General features: G+C 74.6%; 9 protein-coding genes. 8 read left to right on the forward strand and 1 reads right to left on the reverse strand.

Features of this window, described 5'->3' with window-relative positions; translation table 11 throughout:
* The first annotated feature begins 1 nt into the window (after window position 1).
* The 7 genes from ACIPRD_RS06750 to fxsT (ACIPRD_RS06780) are packed head-to-tail and all read left to right on the forward strand — an operon-like array spanning window position 2 to window position 12,749.
* Window positions 2-1,267, forward strand: coding sequence for an FxsB family cyclophane-forming radical SAM/SPASM peptide maturase (locus tag ACIPRD_RS06750; RefSeq protein WP_356408210.1), 1,266 nt, complete (start codon window positions 2-4; stop codon window positions 1,265-1,267).
* 46 nt (window positions 1,268-1,313) lie between these two features.
* On the forward strand, window positions 1,314-2,204 hold the full coding sequence (locus ACIPRD_RS06755) for a DUF4231 domain-containing protein (protein WP_401560561.1): 891 nt from the start codon (window positions 1,314-1,316) through the stop codon (window positions 2,202-2,204).
* 22 nt (window positions 2,205-2,226) lie between these two features.
* Entirely contained in the window at window positions 2,227-3,474 is a 1,248-nt protein-coding gene (locus ACIPRD_RS06760) for a toll/interleukin-1 receptor domain-containing protein (RefSeq protein WP_356408204.1), read from the forward strand.
* Complete coding sequence (locus ACIPRD_RS06765) at window positions 3,471-4,631, forward strand: AAA family ATPase (RefSeq protein WP_401560564.1); 1,161 nt, start codon at window positions 3,471-3,473, stop codon at window positions 4,629-4,631. Before ACIPRD_RS06760 ends, ACIPRD_RS06765 begins: the two co-directional genes overlap by 4 nt.
* On the forward strand, window positions 4,628-5,599 hold the full coding sequence (locus ACIPRD_RS06770) for a hypothetical protein (protein ID WP_401560567.1): 972 nt from the start codon (window positions 4,628-4,630) through the stop codon (window positions 5,597-5,599). Before ACIPRD_RS06765 ends, ACIPRD_RS06770 begins: the two co-directional genes overlap by 4 nt.
* Complete coding sequence (gene fxsT / locus ACIPRD_RS06775) at window positions 5,596-9,507, forward strand: FxSxx-COOH system tetratricopeptide repeat protein (RefSeq protein ID WP_401560570.1); 3,912 nt, start codon at window positions 5,596-5,598, stop codon at window positions 9,505-9,507. The genes ACIPRD_RS06770 and fxsT (ACIPRD_RS06775) overlap by 4 nt, the downstream gene beginning before the upstream one ends.
* Window positions 9,508-9,560: 53 nt before the next feature.
* Window positions 9,561-12,749, forward strand: coding sequence for an FxSxx-COOH system tetratricopeptide repeat protein (fxsT, locus tag ACIPRD_RS06780; protein WP_401560573.1), 3,189 nt, complete (start codon window positions 9,561-9,563; stop codon window positions 12,747-12,749).
* 42 nt (window positions 12,750-12,791) lie between these two features.
* On the opposite strand, the gene ACIPRD_RS06785 is transcribed toward fxsT (ACIPRD_RS06780), so the two are convergent.
* Window positions 12,792-13,640, reverse strand: a complete 849-nt coding sequence (locus ACIPRD_RS06785; RefSeq protein ID WP_401560576.1) for a carbonic anhydrase — start codon at window positions 13,638-13,640, stop codon at window positions 12,792-12,794.
* 239 nt (window positions 13,641-13,879) lie between these two features.
* On the opposite strand from ACIPRD_RS06785, the gene ACIPRD_RS06790 reads away from it, so the two are divergent.
* Entirely contained in the window at window positions 13,880-14,842 is a 963-nt protein-coding gene (locus tag ACIPRD_RS06790; protein WP_401560579.1) for an NAD(P)H-dependent flavin oxidoreductase, read from the forward strand.
* Window positions 14,843-14,877 lie beyond the last annotated feature (35 nt).

Genomic DNA, 14,877 nt, shown 5'->3' on the forward strand with positions numbered 1-14,877 from the left:
GGTGAGACACGGTCCGGAGGGGGGAGCGGGGGCTTCGGCGGACGTGCACGCGTCGGCCCCCTGGCCGCACAGGCTGCTGGACGTGCCCGCCCTGCGCCGCGAGGGCACCGCGCCGGTGCCCTTCCAGCAGTTCGTGCTGAAACTCAACAGCCGCTGCAACCTGCTCTGCACGTACTGCTACGTCTACAACGCGGCGGACGCCTCCTGGCGGGGCCGTCCGGTCAGGGTCACGGACACCGTGCTCGCGCGCAGCGCCGAACGCATCGGTGAACACGTGGCCGCGCACGGGCTGGGACGGATCCGGGTCGAACTGCACGGCGGTGAACCGCTGCTGGGCGGCGTGGACACGGCCCTGCGGCAGGTCCGGGAGGTCCGCGCCGCGGTACGGGCGGCCGCCGGCGCCTCCTGCGAGGTGCTGGTGGGCGTGCAGACGAACGGCACGCTGCTGACCGCCGACACCGTACGGCGGCTCGCCCGCGCCGGGGTGCGCGTCGGTGTCAGCCTCGACGGCGGACGGCCCGAGCACAACAAGCGGCGGGTCGACCACGCGGGCCGGCCCGCCTGGGAAGCCGCCACCCGCGGCCTCACGACGCTGGCCCGGCACCCCGAGGCCTACGCCGGCATCCTGTGCACCATCGACCTCGACCTGGATCCCGAGGACGTCTACGACTCGCTCACGGCGTTCTGCCCCCCGGCGCTCGATCTGCTCCTGCCGCACGCGAACTGGGCCGCCCCGCCCCCCGGCAAGGGGCCCTCCAGCGCCGGCTCGGCACCCTACGGGGAATGGCTCGCCCGCGCCTTCGACCGGTGGTTCGACGGCGACCGCCACCGCACCCGCGTCCGGCTCTTCACCGAGATCATCGGGCTGCTCCTCGGCTTCCCCGGCGGCGCCGAGGCCGTCGGACTGTCCCCGGTCGCGGCCGTCCTGGTGGAGACGGACGGCACGATCGAGCAGGTGGACTCCCTCAAGGCGGCGTACTCCCAGGCCCCTTCGACCGGGATGGACGTCTTCCGCGACAGCTTCGACGACGTGCTGGAGCATCCGGGCATCGCGGCACGCCAGCTGGGTGTCCGCGCGCTCGGCGCGGACTGCCGCGACTGCCCGCTGGTACGCGTCTGCGGCGGCGGCCACTACGCCCACCGCTACCGCGCGGGCAGCGGCTTCCGCAACAGATCGGTCTACTGCGCGGATCTCGCGCTGCTCATCAGACACATCGCGGGGAGAATCGAGCCGGTTCTGCGCTCGGGTCCGCTCTTGCCCGATTGAACCGGTTTGCATTGCACGGCAGTTGAAGCCGCGTCAGAATCTTGTCGTGAGCACTGGCGGGGGAGTGTCCGCGACGGAGCACGTCTGGCGGGCCCAGAGCGTATGGTCACAGGCCGCGAACCGGCACAAGGCGGCGATCGGCAGGGCGCGTACGGCCACGCTGTGCGCGGTCGTCGCCGCGGGTGTGTGCGGAGCCGCCTCGGCGCAGCTCATGCCGCTGTCCGCGTGGGCCGGCCGGCTGCTCGCCTTCCTCGCCCTCGTCGTCGCGGGGCTCGCTCCCCTCCTCGCCCGTGGCGCCGCCCCGGGCCGGGTGCGGGAGTGGACCCGGCTGCGCTCGGTGTCCGAGGAGCTCAAGAGCCAGACGTACCTCCGCCTGGCCCGGGTGGCGCGGTACCGGGAGCCGGCGGGGCGCGACGCGGAACTGCGCCGCCGTACCGACGCCGTGGTCGCGGCGGCCGCCGATCTCGAGTACCTCACCACCGGCATCGCGCCCGCCGACCGGCCGCTGCCGCCCGTCGCCGGCATCGCCGACTACGTCGAGGGGCGGCTCAGGTACCAGCTCGACCGGTACTACCGTCCGAAGACCGGCGAGATGGCCGGGCGGGCCCGGCTGGTGGAACGCTGGGGGCAGGCGCTGGCCGCCGTCTCCGTGGTGCTCGGCGCCGTGGCCGGGGCGTTCGCGGTGGAGCAGGCGGCCGCCTGGATCCCCGTCGTCGCCGCGGTCTCGGCGGCCGTCGTGTCGCACGGGGCGGCGGCGCGCTACGTCGCCCAGCAGGTGGAGTTCGGCAGGACCGCGGGCGAACTGGAGCGGCTGCTGGCGTGGTGGCGGAGCTGCGACCCGGCGACCGATGCGGAGGCCGACCGGCTGGCCGAGCGTACGGAACACGTCGTCTCGGTGCAGAACGAGGGCTGGATGGCCAAGTGGATCGCGGAGTGAAGGCGGGGCGAGGGTGGTCAAGGTGTTCATCAGCCACAGCACCAGCGCGGACGACGAGATCGCCCGGGTGAGAGAGGCCCTCGCCAAGGGCCTGGACGACCGGAACCACAAGGTGCTGCTGGACGTACGGATCCAGGAGCCCGGCCGGCCCTGGCAGCTGAAGCTCGCCAGACTCCTCGGCGAGTGCGACGCGGCCCTCGTCCTGGTCAACGAGTCGGCCCTGGCCTCCTCCTGGGTGCGCCGCGAGACCAACATCCTGCACTGGCGCAAGACGCTGTACCCCGGCATGGTCCTGGTCACCGTCCTGGTGGGCGGGGTGAGCGCCGGCCAGCTCAGGGCCTCCGAGCTGCGCTACCTCGCCGACGACGACGTCGAACGGATCCGGACCTGGACGGACGACGAGGTGGACCGGCTCGTACGGCGGTTCCCGCAGGTCCGCCGGGTCTGGGACGACACCGTCAGCGCCTGGCTCGACGACATCGGCAACCACCTCAGGGAGATCAAGGACCCGTCGGTCTTCGCCAGGATCGCCCGGGAACTGGAGGTCCCCGAGGAGGAGCTCGACGAACTCCTCCCCGGGCTCGCCCCCGTGCTGCTCGCCTCCCAGATGCTCGACACCCACGACGTCGTCAAGCTCGGCAACGCCGTCCTGGTGGCCCGCAGAAGTGGCCTGGAACGGGACCGGGTGGGTCAGTTGGCGACGCTGATCCTCCCGGTCTGGGTCGACCGCGACGAGGCCCGGCGCATCGTGCGCGAGACCGACGGCTCGGTGCGCCGCGTCGTGATCCTGACCGTCGACAGCCCCGAGATCGGCAGGCAGTACCTCGACCGGGCGTTCTGCGTCGACAACCGGAGCTACTACGTCGCCATGGCCGCGGGACGCCCGCCCGGTGACGAGAACCCGGAGGACTACCTGCTCGAACAGTGCGAGCTGGCGGTCAAGGACCGGATCGGCATGGATCCGTACCAGGAGCTCGGGCGGCCGAAGGAACCGCGTGACTTCGGACGCCTCTTCCTGGTGCTGGACGTCAAGCGCTGCGACCTCGCCATGGTGCACCGGGTGATCGCCCGGCTGCACGAGAAGGTGCCCTGGGTGCATGTCCTGGTCATCCCCGGCCGCGGTGTCGACGTACGGGGACGCTGGCCGGGAAGTCCCGACGAAGTGCTGGTTCTGGACCCGCCGTTCGAGGCGAGTCATGAGACTCTGGTCGAGGCTGTCATGCGACGCGTGGACGAGTGCGTGCAACCGAGCCGCAGGGGGGCGTGGTGAGTCAGAAGAAGACCGGTGCGCGGAATCAGCCCGAGGCACAGGGACGGCCCCCCGAGGACACCGGTGACGCCGGCCCGGGCGGAGCCGGCGCGGCCGCACGGGACGGGCAGGCCGGCGCCCTCGCGGCGGACGGCTGGCTCGACACCCCCGACCGCGGCGACGGCCGCGTCTACGTCATGGCCTCCGAACTGGACTTCGCGGTCAAGGTCGCCCTCGCCACCGGACGCCCCCTGCTGCTGCGCGGCATGCCGGGATCCGGCAAGTCCTCCCTGGCGCCCTACATCGCCCGCCGGCTGGGCTGGCGCTACTACGTCCACGTGGTCACCTACCGCACCCAGCCGCGGGAACTGCTCTGGAGCTTCGACAGCGTCCGCAGGCTCGGCGACGCCCAGGTCGCCGCCCAGCGCGGCGAGCCCCTGGACAACGCGAGCTACGTCCAGCCGGGCGTCCTGTGGTGGGCGCTCGCCCCCGAGTCGGCCCGCAGGCGCGGCAGGCCCGAGGGCACCGAGGTCGGCGACCCCTGCCCGGACCCGTTCGAGAAGGTCAACGCCGACCGCAGTCCCGACCACGCCGTGGTCCTCATCGACGAGATCGACAAGGCCGACCCGGACGTCCCCAACAGCCTTCTCGTGCCGCTCGGTTCGCACCGGTTCGTGGTCGCCGAGATCAACGCGGAGATCCACACCGAACAGGCGGCGCAGGGGACACAGGCGACACAGGGGACACAGGCGACGCGGGCGGCCGGTCCCGGTTCCGCCCCGGCGACGGAGAGCACGCACCGCGCCCGCCACCTCGTCGTGCTCACCACCAACGAGGAACGCGAGCTGCCCCAGGCCCTGTTGAGGCGCTGCGTGGTGCACGTCCTGCCGGAGCACGACAAGGACATGCTGGTCCGGATCGCCAAGGAGCACATGACCGACTGGCCGGGCGAGGTGACCGACGCCGACGAGGAACTGGCCGAGGCGGTCGCCGGCAACCTGATGAAGGTCCGCGAGCAGGCCGACAAGCAGGACGTACGGCGCCCCAGCACGGCCGAGTACCTCGACGCCCTGCTCGCCTGCCGCTCCCTGGACATCCGCCCCGGCGACGACGAATGGCAGCTCCTCACCCGCAACGTGCTGATCAAACCGCAGCAGATGGCCGGTGACCCGACATGACGGGGGAGGCCTGGCTCGGTGACGTGGCACGGGCCGCCCGCGCCCTCGGCACCCGCTCCCCGGAGGACTTCGCACGGATCGCCGCCCTGCTGGGCATGGGCGGACCACCGGCCGGACCGCCCCGGGCGAGGCCGGAGGCCCCCGGCCCCGACGCCCCCGCCTGGCGGGCCCCGGCCCGCGACAAGGACCCCGCGCGAACACGGACCGACAGCGACCCGCCGGAGTTCCGCCACCGCGACCGGCCGGGGCGCTCCACCACCGTCACCGTCCTCGTCCCCGACGACGTGGACCGCCGCTTCCCGCACACCTGGACCACGCCCTCGCTGGCCCGCCCCCGCGAACGCGGCGAGGCGCCCCGGCGGCCCCCGCACCTGCCGCTGCTCGCCCCCCGCTCCACCGCCGCCCTGCTCACCATGCTGCTCTCCCGGGTCACCCCCGAGGGAGAACTCGACGTCGACCGCGCCACCGAGGAACTGGCCCGCGCCCGCCCGCTGACCGCCATCCCCCGGCTCCCGCTGTCCACGCTCCGCTACGGCGTGCAGATCCTCGCCGACACCTCCGGCGCGATGGAACCCTTCGCCCGGGACGTGGACGACGTCGTCACCCACGTCCGCGCCCTCGCCGGGGTCGCCGGCACCCAGGTCCTCCGCTTCGCCGACGTACCCCTGCGCGGGGCGGGACCGGGCTCGCGGGCCACCTGGGAACGGCCCTACCGGCCGCCCCGGCCCGGGGTGCGCGTGCTGATCCTCTCCGACCTCGGCGCCGGCGGCCCCACACTGAACCCCTGGCGCGCCACCGAACAGGAGTGGCGCACCACGATCGACCTCATACGCCGGCGCGGCTGCGAACCCGTCGCCCTCGTCCCGCTGCCCGAACGGCACTGGCCGCGCTGGGCCCGCCTGCTGCTCCCCGTGCTGACCTGGGACCGCGGCACCACCGTCGGCAAGGCGCTGGGGGCCAGGCGTTGAGCGCGCGGGAGCGGCCGGGCCGGACACTGGCGGTGCTGCTCAGCGTCGCCGCCCGGATCGATCCGGAGCTGATGCGGGCGGTGCGCCTGCGCGTGGCACCCGGCCTCGACGTCGCCGCCGAGGTGGACCTCTGGTTCGGCGACCTGGTCGCCCACCGCGGGTTCGGCTTCGTCGTACTGGACCCCCGGCTGCTCGACGAACTGCGCGCCGAACTCGCCCTGCGGCTGCGCCAGGCCGGCGAGGACGACCCCATCCACCGCCTGTGGCCCACCTTCCGGCAGCTGCGCGCGGGCGCCTCGCCCGCCCTGGTCGCCCAGGAGACCGCCACCTGGCAGGCCGTCAGCGGACACCCCGACGCCGACCGGAACATCGAGGAGAGCCTCCAGCCCGCCCTGCGCGCCCTGGTGGAGGAGGAACGCGAGGGCATCGCCCGCTGGTTCACCGAGGCGTGGGACACCCTGCCCGAGCGCGTCCAGCGCTCCACCACGGCCTGGCAGCTGCGCACGCTCTCCGCGGTCCGGCTCGACCTCGACCCGCCCGCACCGCCCCGGCCGGCCCGCCTGTCGCTCGCCGACGTCGCCGTCATCGCGGAGGGGCTGCCGACCGCGAGGCTGCACCTCGGCTGGGACGGCCCCCGGCTGGTGCTGAGCGACACCCCGCTCGGACCCGACCAGTTCGCCGTCGTCGTGCCCGACACCGACCCCCGCGTCGTGGAACTGGTCACCTCCAGCTCCATCCGGACCATCCTCGTGGGCCGGGGCACGGTCGTCGAGGAGTGGGTGGGGCCGGCGGGAGGACTGCTGTACACCGCGGAGGGCGCGACGTACTCGCTGCCCGCCCCCGCCCCGTCCGGGCAGGAGGCCACCGGCCCGGAACACACCGATCCGGGACGGGAGGACGCACCGGACCGGCCCGGGGAGCACGCGGCCGGCGCGGCGGACCACGAGCGGGACGCCGGAGCCGGACACATCAGCATCTGCTACGCGGGCGAGAGCCGCCCCTGGGCCCTGTGGACCGCCCACCAGCTCGGCCGCGCCGGACGGCCCACCACCCTGCTGCACTGGGACACCGCCTCACGCACCCCCACCGAGTCCCTCGAACCCCTGCTGGCCGCACCGGGCCGGGTCCTGCTCCTCATCAACGAGCGGGCCCTGCGCCCGGATCTGCACGACGACTCGGAGTGGACCGAGGCCCTGCGGCTGATCGTCCGCCCGCACCGGGAGCGGTTCGTCGCGATCGCGGTGTCGTACGAGCCGCTGCCCGACACCATGGTGGAGCTGCACCCGGTCGACCTCGCCGGCCTCGACGAGGCGGAGGCCCGGCGCGACATCCTCCGGCGGCTGGGCGTCGACCCCGGCGAGGACCCGCCGCCGGACGGCCCGCGCTTCCCCAACGACCCGCCCCAGGTACGCGAGGCCCCCCGGCGCAACGGCTACTTCACCGGACGCAAGGACGACCTGGAGGCCCTGTCGGAACTGCTGGCCGAACCCGGGCCGAGCGGCGGCCGGGTCGTCCTGCACGGCATCTCCGGCGTGGGCAAGAGCCACCTGGCCACCGAGTACGCGCACCGCTACGGCGACGGCTACGACGTCGTGTGGTGGATCACGGCCGGACTGCGCGCCACCGCCCGCGAGGACTTCGCCGCGCTGGCCGTCCACCTGGAACTGGAGGCCGCGCGCGACGTCGGCGAGCGCATCCGCGCCGTGCACACCGCGCTGCGCGCCCGCACCGGGCCGCGCGAGCGCTGGCTGCTGATCTTCGACGGCGCCGACGACGTCGGCGAGATCCGCGACCTGCTCCCCGAGGGCCGCGGCGACGTGCTCATCACCAGTCTCAGCCGTGACTGGGCGGCCATGCCGGGCTTCCAGGAGTACACGGTCCGCCCCTTCACCCGCAACGAGAGCGCCGCGTTCATCCGCCGCCGGGTCCTCAGGTCCACCCAGGCCCAGGCGGAACGGCTCGCCGAAGCCGCCCAGGACCTGCCCCTGGTGCTGGCCCAGACCACCGCGTGGCTCATCGCCAACCCCGCCGAGCCCGTAGCCGGTTACCTGGAGGCGCTGGACCGGCAGTCGCCGCAGGAACTGGACGTGCGCACCGAGGACGACTACCCGGTCGGCTTCGTGCGCTCCTGGGGCCTGCTGCTCAACTCCCTGCGGGAGCGCAATCCGGACGCCGCCGAACTCATCGAACTCATGGTGCTGTTCTCCCCGGACACGATCCCGCTCCGCCTCATCGCCGCCGCCCCGGCGGGCGTGTTCCCGCCCGGCGGGCTCGCCCGCACCGTGGCCGACTCCACCCGCTGGCAGAACGCCCTCGCCAGCCTCGCCGACCTCACCGCCATCCACCTCAGCTACACCCCCGACCCGTCCCTGGAGTACGGCGTCGAATCGGCCCAGATGCACCGCCTCTACCACCGGTTCATCCGCGGCACCCTCACCCGCGACCGCCGCGCCGAACTCGCGGCCGCCGCCAGCGGGATCCTCGCCGCGGCCAACCCCGGCAGGCCCGCGGACCGGCGCGAGTGGCCCGTCTACACCGCGCTCATCCCGCACCTCGACTACGCCGGCTCGCTCGACCGCGACGAACCCGGCGTGCGCGGCCTCGTGCTCGACTGCCTCGACACCCTCCGGCTGCGCGGCGAGTACGACACCGGGCTGCGCCTGTGCCAGCAGGCCGTGGCCCGCTGGCGGCCCCGCCACCCCGAGACCGACGCGGACATGCTGGTCCTGGTCCACCAGCACGCCAACCTGCTGCGCCGCGTGGGCCGTTACCGCGACGCCGAGGCGGTCGGCAGGGCCGTCGTGGAGGAGCTGTCCGGCGTCCGCGGCACCGACGATCCCGAACTGCTGCGCGCCAAGGACGGACTGGGCGGCACCCTGATGGCCCTCGGCCAGTTCCAGCGCTCCCGGGAGCTGTTCGAGGAGGTCTGGCGCGGCCACGCCCGCCCGTCGGGCGACCGGGGCGCCCGGGACCGCGCCCGCAGCAACATGGCCCTCACCCTGGGCCTCCTCGGCCGCTACGAGGAATCCCTCGACATCCACCGGGAGTTGTTCGAACTGCGCCGCCGCGAGCTGGGCGCCGACGACTACGAGACCCTCTACTCGGGCCTGTGCCTGGCCTGGATGGCCCGGCTGCTCGGCCGCTACCGCGAGGCCCTGTCCCTCCAGCGGTCCAACGCCCGGCTGCACAGCCGCGTCCTCGGCCCCTACCATCCGCAGACCCTGCGCGCCGAGCACAACCTCGCCCAGTGCCTGCGCCGGGACGGCCGGCTCGACGAGGCGGCCGCCCTGTTCACCAGTGCCGTCGGCCGCTCCCAGCAGGCGCAGGGCGTGCTCCACCCGGACACGCTGATGATGACCTCCGACCGCGCCACCCTGCTGCGGGAGATGAACCCCCGCGAGGCGCACGACCTGGCCCGCACCGTCTCCGAGCGCTATCTGCGCCTCCTCGGGCCCGATCACCCCTACACCGCCGGCTCGCTCGGCAACCTCGCGCTCGCCCAGTGGACCGACGGCGACGAACGCGGCGAGGCGGACGCCTCCGCGCACACCGCCTGGCAGCTGATGGTCCGCGCCGTGGGCGGCGAACACCCCTGGACGCTCGGCTGCCGCATGAACCTGACCGCGAGCCTCGCCCGGTCGGGGCGCCACGAGGAGGCCCTGGCCCACGACACCGAACTGCTCGACGCCGCGAGGCGGCAGCGCGGCACGAGCCATCCGCTGACCCTCGCCGCCGCCACGGCCCGCGCCTGCGACCTGCGGGCGCTCGGCCGTACCGAGGAGGCCGGACCGCTGCTGCGGGAGACCGTCGCCCTGCTGCGGGACACCCTCGGCCCCCAGCATCCGCACACCCGGTCCGCGGAGGTGCTGGAACGCCCCCACTGGGACTTCGAACCACAGCCCATCTGACCCATCGGCAGGGCACCGCACCCGCTGCGGCAGCCGCGGAGGAGACCAGGCGCATGGACAGCCGGAGAACGGCCGACGGCCGGCACATCACCGTCAGTTACGCCGGGTTCAACCGGCCGTGGGCGGTCTGGATCGCCCACCAGCTGAACACGCGCGGCCACAGGGCGGTCACGCGGCGCTGGAACCCCCGGGTGGACGTGCCCTTCGAGGAGGAGTTCGCCGCGCTGCTCTCCGACCGCGGACGCGTCCTGCTGGTCCTGGACAACTGGTACTTCGGCCTCGGACCCATCGCCGAGACCGACTGGGACCGGGTGCTGCGCCGCGAGGTCTCCGCCCACCCCGACCGCTTCGCCGCGGTCACCGTGGCGACCCAGCGGGTGCCCGGCGCCGTGGCCCTGCTCAAGCCCGCCGACCTGCACGACCTCGACGAGCACGAGGCCGCCCGCAGGCTGCTGCGCCGGCTGTCCATCGACCCGGCCCACCCCGCCCGGCCGTCCGACGTGACGGCCCCCCGCTTCCCCAACGAACCCCCCGAGGTGCTCGACACCCCCCGCCGCAACCGCCGCTTCACCGGCCGGGACCTCGAACTGGAGCACGTCCACGCGGCCCTGACCCGCGCGGATCCCGGCGGCGAGGCCGCCACCCGGATCGTGCTGCACGGCATCAGCGGCACCGGCAAGACCCAGATAGCCGCCGAGTACGCCCATCGCTTCGGCAACGACTACGACGTGGTGTGGTGGATCGACGCCACCCACCGGGCCAAGGCCCGCGAACGCCTGGCCGCGCTGGCCCCCCGCCTCGGGCTGCCGGTCGGCGAGCGCATCGGGGAACGGATCAGGGCCGTGCACGAGGCCGCGCGCACCGCCGCGCACGGACGCTGGCTGCTGGTCTTCGACGGCGCCGAGGACCCCGCCCAGCTGACCGACCTGCTGCCCGGCCGGCACACCCACGTCCTGCTCACCGCGGTCAGCGACTGGTCCGGCGTACCCGGCACCCATGTGATGGACGTCCGCCCCTTCACCCGCACCGAGAGCGTGGCGTACGTACGCCGCCGTGCCCCGCGCCTCACCGCCGGGGAGGCGGACGGGCTGGCCTCCACGGTCCGCGACCTGCCGCTGCTCCTCGCCCAGACCGCCGCCTGGCTGGCCGCGAACGACGTGGCGGCCGAGGACTACCTGCGCCTGCTGCGCGACACACCGGAGGACGAGGCACCCGAACCGGACGCGGGGGACGCGCGGGACCCCGCGGACGCCGGCACGGACGTGGACGCCGACACCGATACCGACACCGACACCGACACCGACACGGTCACGGTCACGGACGAAGGCGAACGGGAAGACGTCACGGAGGGCGCTGCGGACGCCGAGGACACCGCGGACACGGCGGGCGCCGTCGGAGAGGCGGAGGCCACCGACGCGCGCCCGGAGTACGAGGAGGCGTACCCGCTCGGCTTCCGCACGGCCTGGTCGACCACCCTCGGCACGCTCCGGGTGCGCAACCCGGAGGCCGCCGAACTCCTCAACCTGCTGGCCTTCTTCGCCCCCGCCGAGATCCCGGTACGCCTGCTCGGCGAGGTGCGCCACGGCGACCTGCCCCCCTCCCTGGACGAACTGGTCCGCGACCCCCGCTCCTGGCACCTCGCCCTGCGCCGGCTGTCCGAGTACACGGCCGTACGACTGGACTACGAGCAGGACCTGGGGGAGAACCCGGCCGTCGAACAGGTCCGGATGCACCGGCTCTACCAGCGGTTCCTGCGCGAGACGCTCTCCCCGCAGGAACGCCAGAGGTACGCCGCGACCGCCTGCCAGGTGCTGGTCGGCGCCGACCCCCGGCGCCCCGCCGACACCCGCGACTGGGAGCGTTACGCCCTGCTCATCCCGCACCTCGGCCCGGCCGGCGCCTTCGACTCCACCCGCACCGCCGTGCAGGAACTCGTGCTCAACTGCATCGAGTACCTGCGGGTGCGGGGCGAGTACCGGACCGCTCTGCGACTGTGCGAGGAGGTGCTCGCCCACTGGGAGCGCGAACTGGACCCCGCGCACGGCGCCCTGCTCTCGCTCCAGCACAAGCTGGGCAACATCCTCCGTCTGGCGGGTCGTTACCCCGAGGCCGAGCGGCTCGGCCGGTCGGTCGTCGGCCGGCTCGCCGCGACCCGCCCCGAGGACCACCCCGAACTCCTGCGCGCCAAGGACGGACTGGGCAGCACGCTGCTGGCCCGCGGCCGGTTCACCCAGGCCCGCGACCTGTTCACGGAGGCGGCGACCCGCTTCGCCGACCAGTTCGGCACCGAGGCCCCGCAGACCCTGGCCGCCCGCCACAACCAGGGCCTCGCGCTGCTGCTGCTCGGCCGCTACACCGAGGCCAGGTCCATCCACCGGGACGTGCTCCAGATACGGCAGCGCCGGCTGCGCTCGCGGCACCACCTCACGCTGCACTCGGGCGCCGTCTACGCCCGGCTGATCCGGCTGCTGGGCGACTACCCGGAATCGGTGTCGCGGCTGGAACAGATCGTGCGCACCCTGCGCCAGATCTCCGACGAGCGCCATCCGCGGTCCATCCTGGCCGACCACCAGCTCGGCATCTCCCGGCGCCGGACCGGGGACTACGCGGGGGCGGGCGAACGGCTCTCCGGAGCCGCGCGCCGGGCCGCCCAGGTGCTCGGCCCCCAGCACCCCGACACCCTGGTCGTCGAGGCCGACTACGCCACCTACCTGCGCGAGCACGGAGAGCTGGGCGTCGCCCTGCGCTGCGCGGAGTCCGTCGCCGAGCGGTACGACGGCCTGCTCGGACCCGGGCATCCGTACAGCATCGGCACCCTGGGCAACCTGGGCCTGACCCTCGGGCACGCCGGTGACCACCAGAAGGCGCTGCGGCTGGCCGAGACCGCGTACCGGGACATGGTCGTGGCCGTCGGCGGCGACCATCCGTGGAGCCTCGGATGCGCGCTGAACCTCAGCGGCGCCCGCACCCGCACCTACGACGTGCGCGGCGCCTGCCGGCTCAGCCGGGACACCGTGCTGCGCGCGGCCCGGCTGCTCGGCGGCACCCATCCGCTGACCCTGTCGGCCCGCACGGCCCTCGCCGACGACCTGCGCGGCCTCGGGCAGCCCGCCGAGGCCGCCGACCACGAGAGCGAGGCCGTACGGACCCTGCGCGAGCGCCTCGGCCCCGAACATCCGCACACCCGGGACGCCCAGCGCCGGCTGCGCCCGTACTGGGACTTCGAACCGCAGCCGATCTAGGGGTCCTCCCGGAACGAGCGGCGCTTCAGGGGAAGTGGCGGTTCAGGAGGGGGCGCCGGAGAGGATCTCGACCTTTCCGGTGTCGAGCGAGTAGTAGGCGCCGACCACGGCGAGGGCGCCCTTGTCGACGAGGGGGCCGAGGCCGTCGTTGGAACGCAGCGCGGCGGCCGTCAGCGTGACCTGGGCGCGGGCCATCGTCTCGACGGGGTCGTCGCCGCCCTCCTTCACCGCCTTCTCGTACGCCGGGCGCAGCGCCTCGGCGATCGCCTGGAGACCGCCGGGCAGCGGCTTGCCGTCGCGCAGGGACTGGTACGAGGCCTGGACGGCACCGCAGCGCTGATGCCCGAGAACGACGACCAGGGGGGTGTTGCTCGTCAGGGGGCCGTACTCGACGGATCCCGTGACCACCGGCTCCACCGCCTCCCCGCCCGTGCGCATCACGTACAGGTCGCCCAGCCCGGTGTCGAAGAGCAGCTCGGGCGGGACCCGGGAGTCGATGCAGGACAGGACCGACCCGAAGGGCTCCTGCTTCTCGGCCACGAACTGCCGCCGGTCCGGATCCCGGTCGGGGTGCTGGAGGTTCCCGCTCACCCAGCGCCGGTTGCCGTCCATCAGCCGCTTGAAGGCCTCGGCGGGCGTCCCGGGCCGGGCCTGCGGCGACGCGCTGTCCGTCGCCCCCGTCGTCGTACCCGCCGTACCGGCCGGTCTCGCCGCGCCCGTCGAGGCGGCCGGAGCCGCCGACGTGGTGGCGCCCGTCGCCGAGCAGCCCGTCAGCGCGACCGCGGCGCCCGCCAGCGCCCCGGCCAGCAGCCCCCTGCGATCCGTGCGTCCCCCGGCACCGGCCGGCGTGCCGTCCGGGGCGTCCCCCCGCCTGTTGCCCGGCGTGTCCATCGGCTGTACCTCCTGATGCCGCGCGGCCGCGGCCTCGTGCCGTGCCGGCGCCGATTGTTCAGCGCGGGGCGGCGCCCGGGGAGCAGGCGCGAGCGGGCGCGGGCGACATTGGCACCGACGGCCGATGCCTGCGCGGCGCGGGGGAGACGTCCGGAAGCGGCCCTTCCGCGCCGCGGGCCGTGCCCGCCCGTCTCCCGCGAGCCTGCCGCGGCGCACCCGCGGGGGCCATGATGGCGGCCATGGGTCTTTCGACGGCGTTCACGGAACTGTTCGGTCTGCGGCACCCCATCGCCCTGGCGCCCATGGGCGGTTCGGCGGGCGGGGAGCTGGCGGCGGCCGTCTCGCGCGGCGGCGGTCTGGGTCTGCTGGGCGGCGCGTTCGGCGACCGGGACTGGCTGGCCCGCGAGCTGCCGCTCGTGGCCGGGGCCGGGAGACCGTGGGGCGCGGGGTTCCTGAGCTGGGCCGCCGAGGTCGCCGCGGTCGAGCAGGCGCTGGAGTACGGGCCCGCGGCCGTGATGCTCTCCTTCGGCGACCCGGCCCCGTTCACGGAGCGGATCAGGGCGGCGGGCGCGGCGCTGATCGTCCAGGTCACCGACCTGGAGGAGGCGCGCAGGGCGGCGGATCTCGGAGCCGACGTCATCGTGGCGCAGGGCACCGAGAGCGGTGGCCACGGGGCGCGGCACGGGCGGGGCACGCTGCCGTTCGTGCCGGTGGTGGTGGACCTCGTGGCGCCGGTGCCGGTGCTGGCGGCCGGGGGGATCGCGGACGGGCGCGGTGTGGCCGCGGCCCTGGCGCTGGGGGCCGCCGGTGCCCTGCTGGGCACCCGTTTCCAGGCCACGGCCGAGGCCCTGGTCGATCCCTCGGTCGCGCGGGCGCTCGTCGAGGGGCGCGGACAGGACACGGAACGCAACACCGTCCTCGACATCGCCCGCGGTTCCACGTGGCCGACGGCGAAGTACAGCGCCCGCGCCCTGGGCCATCCCTACCTCGACGCCTGGCGCGGCCGCGAGGCGGAACTCGCCGCGGACCCCGCGGCGCGGGAGGCCTACCGGGCCGACGTGGCCCGCGGCGCCGTGCCCGCGCTGCCGGTCTGGGCGGGGGAGGGCGTGGACCTCGTCCGTGACCTGCCTCCGGCGGCGTCCCTGGTCACGGAGCTGGCCGCGGGTGCCGAGGCCGCTCTCGCCCGGGCGGGCCGGCACTGAGGGCGGGCGGCACCGGGCGGCTCCCCGCTGCCCGT

This window comes from Streptomyces sp. NPDC090108 (assembly GCF_044747185.1).
Taxonomy (GTDB): domain Bacteria; phylum Actinomycetota; class Actinomycetes; order Streptomycetales; family Streptomycetaceae; genus Streptomyces.

Excerpts from the sequence above, each read along its gene's own strand:
- ACIPRD_RS06785 (WP_401560576.1), bottom strand. The coding sequence starts at position 13,640 with ATGGACACGCCGGGCAACAGGCGGGGGGACGCCCCGGACGGCACGCCG.
- fxsT (WP_401560573.1), top strand. The coding sequence starts at position 9,561 with ATGGACAGCCGGAGAACGGCCGACGGCCGGCACATCACCGTCAGTTAC.
- ACIPRD_RS06770 (WP_401560567.1), top strand. The coding sequence starts at position 4,628 with ATGACGGGGGAGGCCTGGCTCGGTGACGTGGCACGGGCCGCCCGCGCC.
- ACIPRD_RS06790 (WP_401560579.1), top strand. The coding sequence starts at position 13,880 with ATGGGTCTTTCGACGGCGTTCACGGAACTGTTCGGTCTGCGGCACCCC.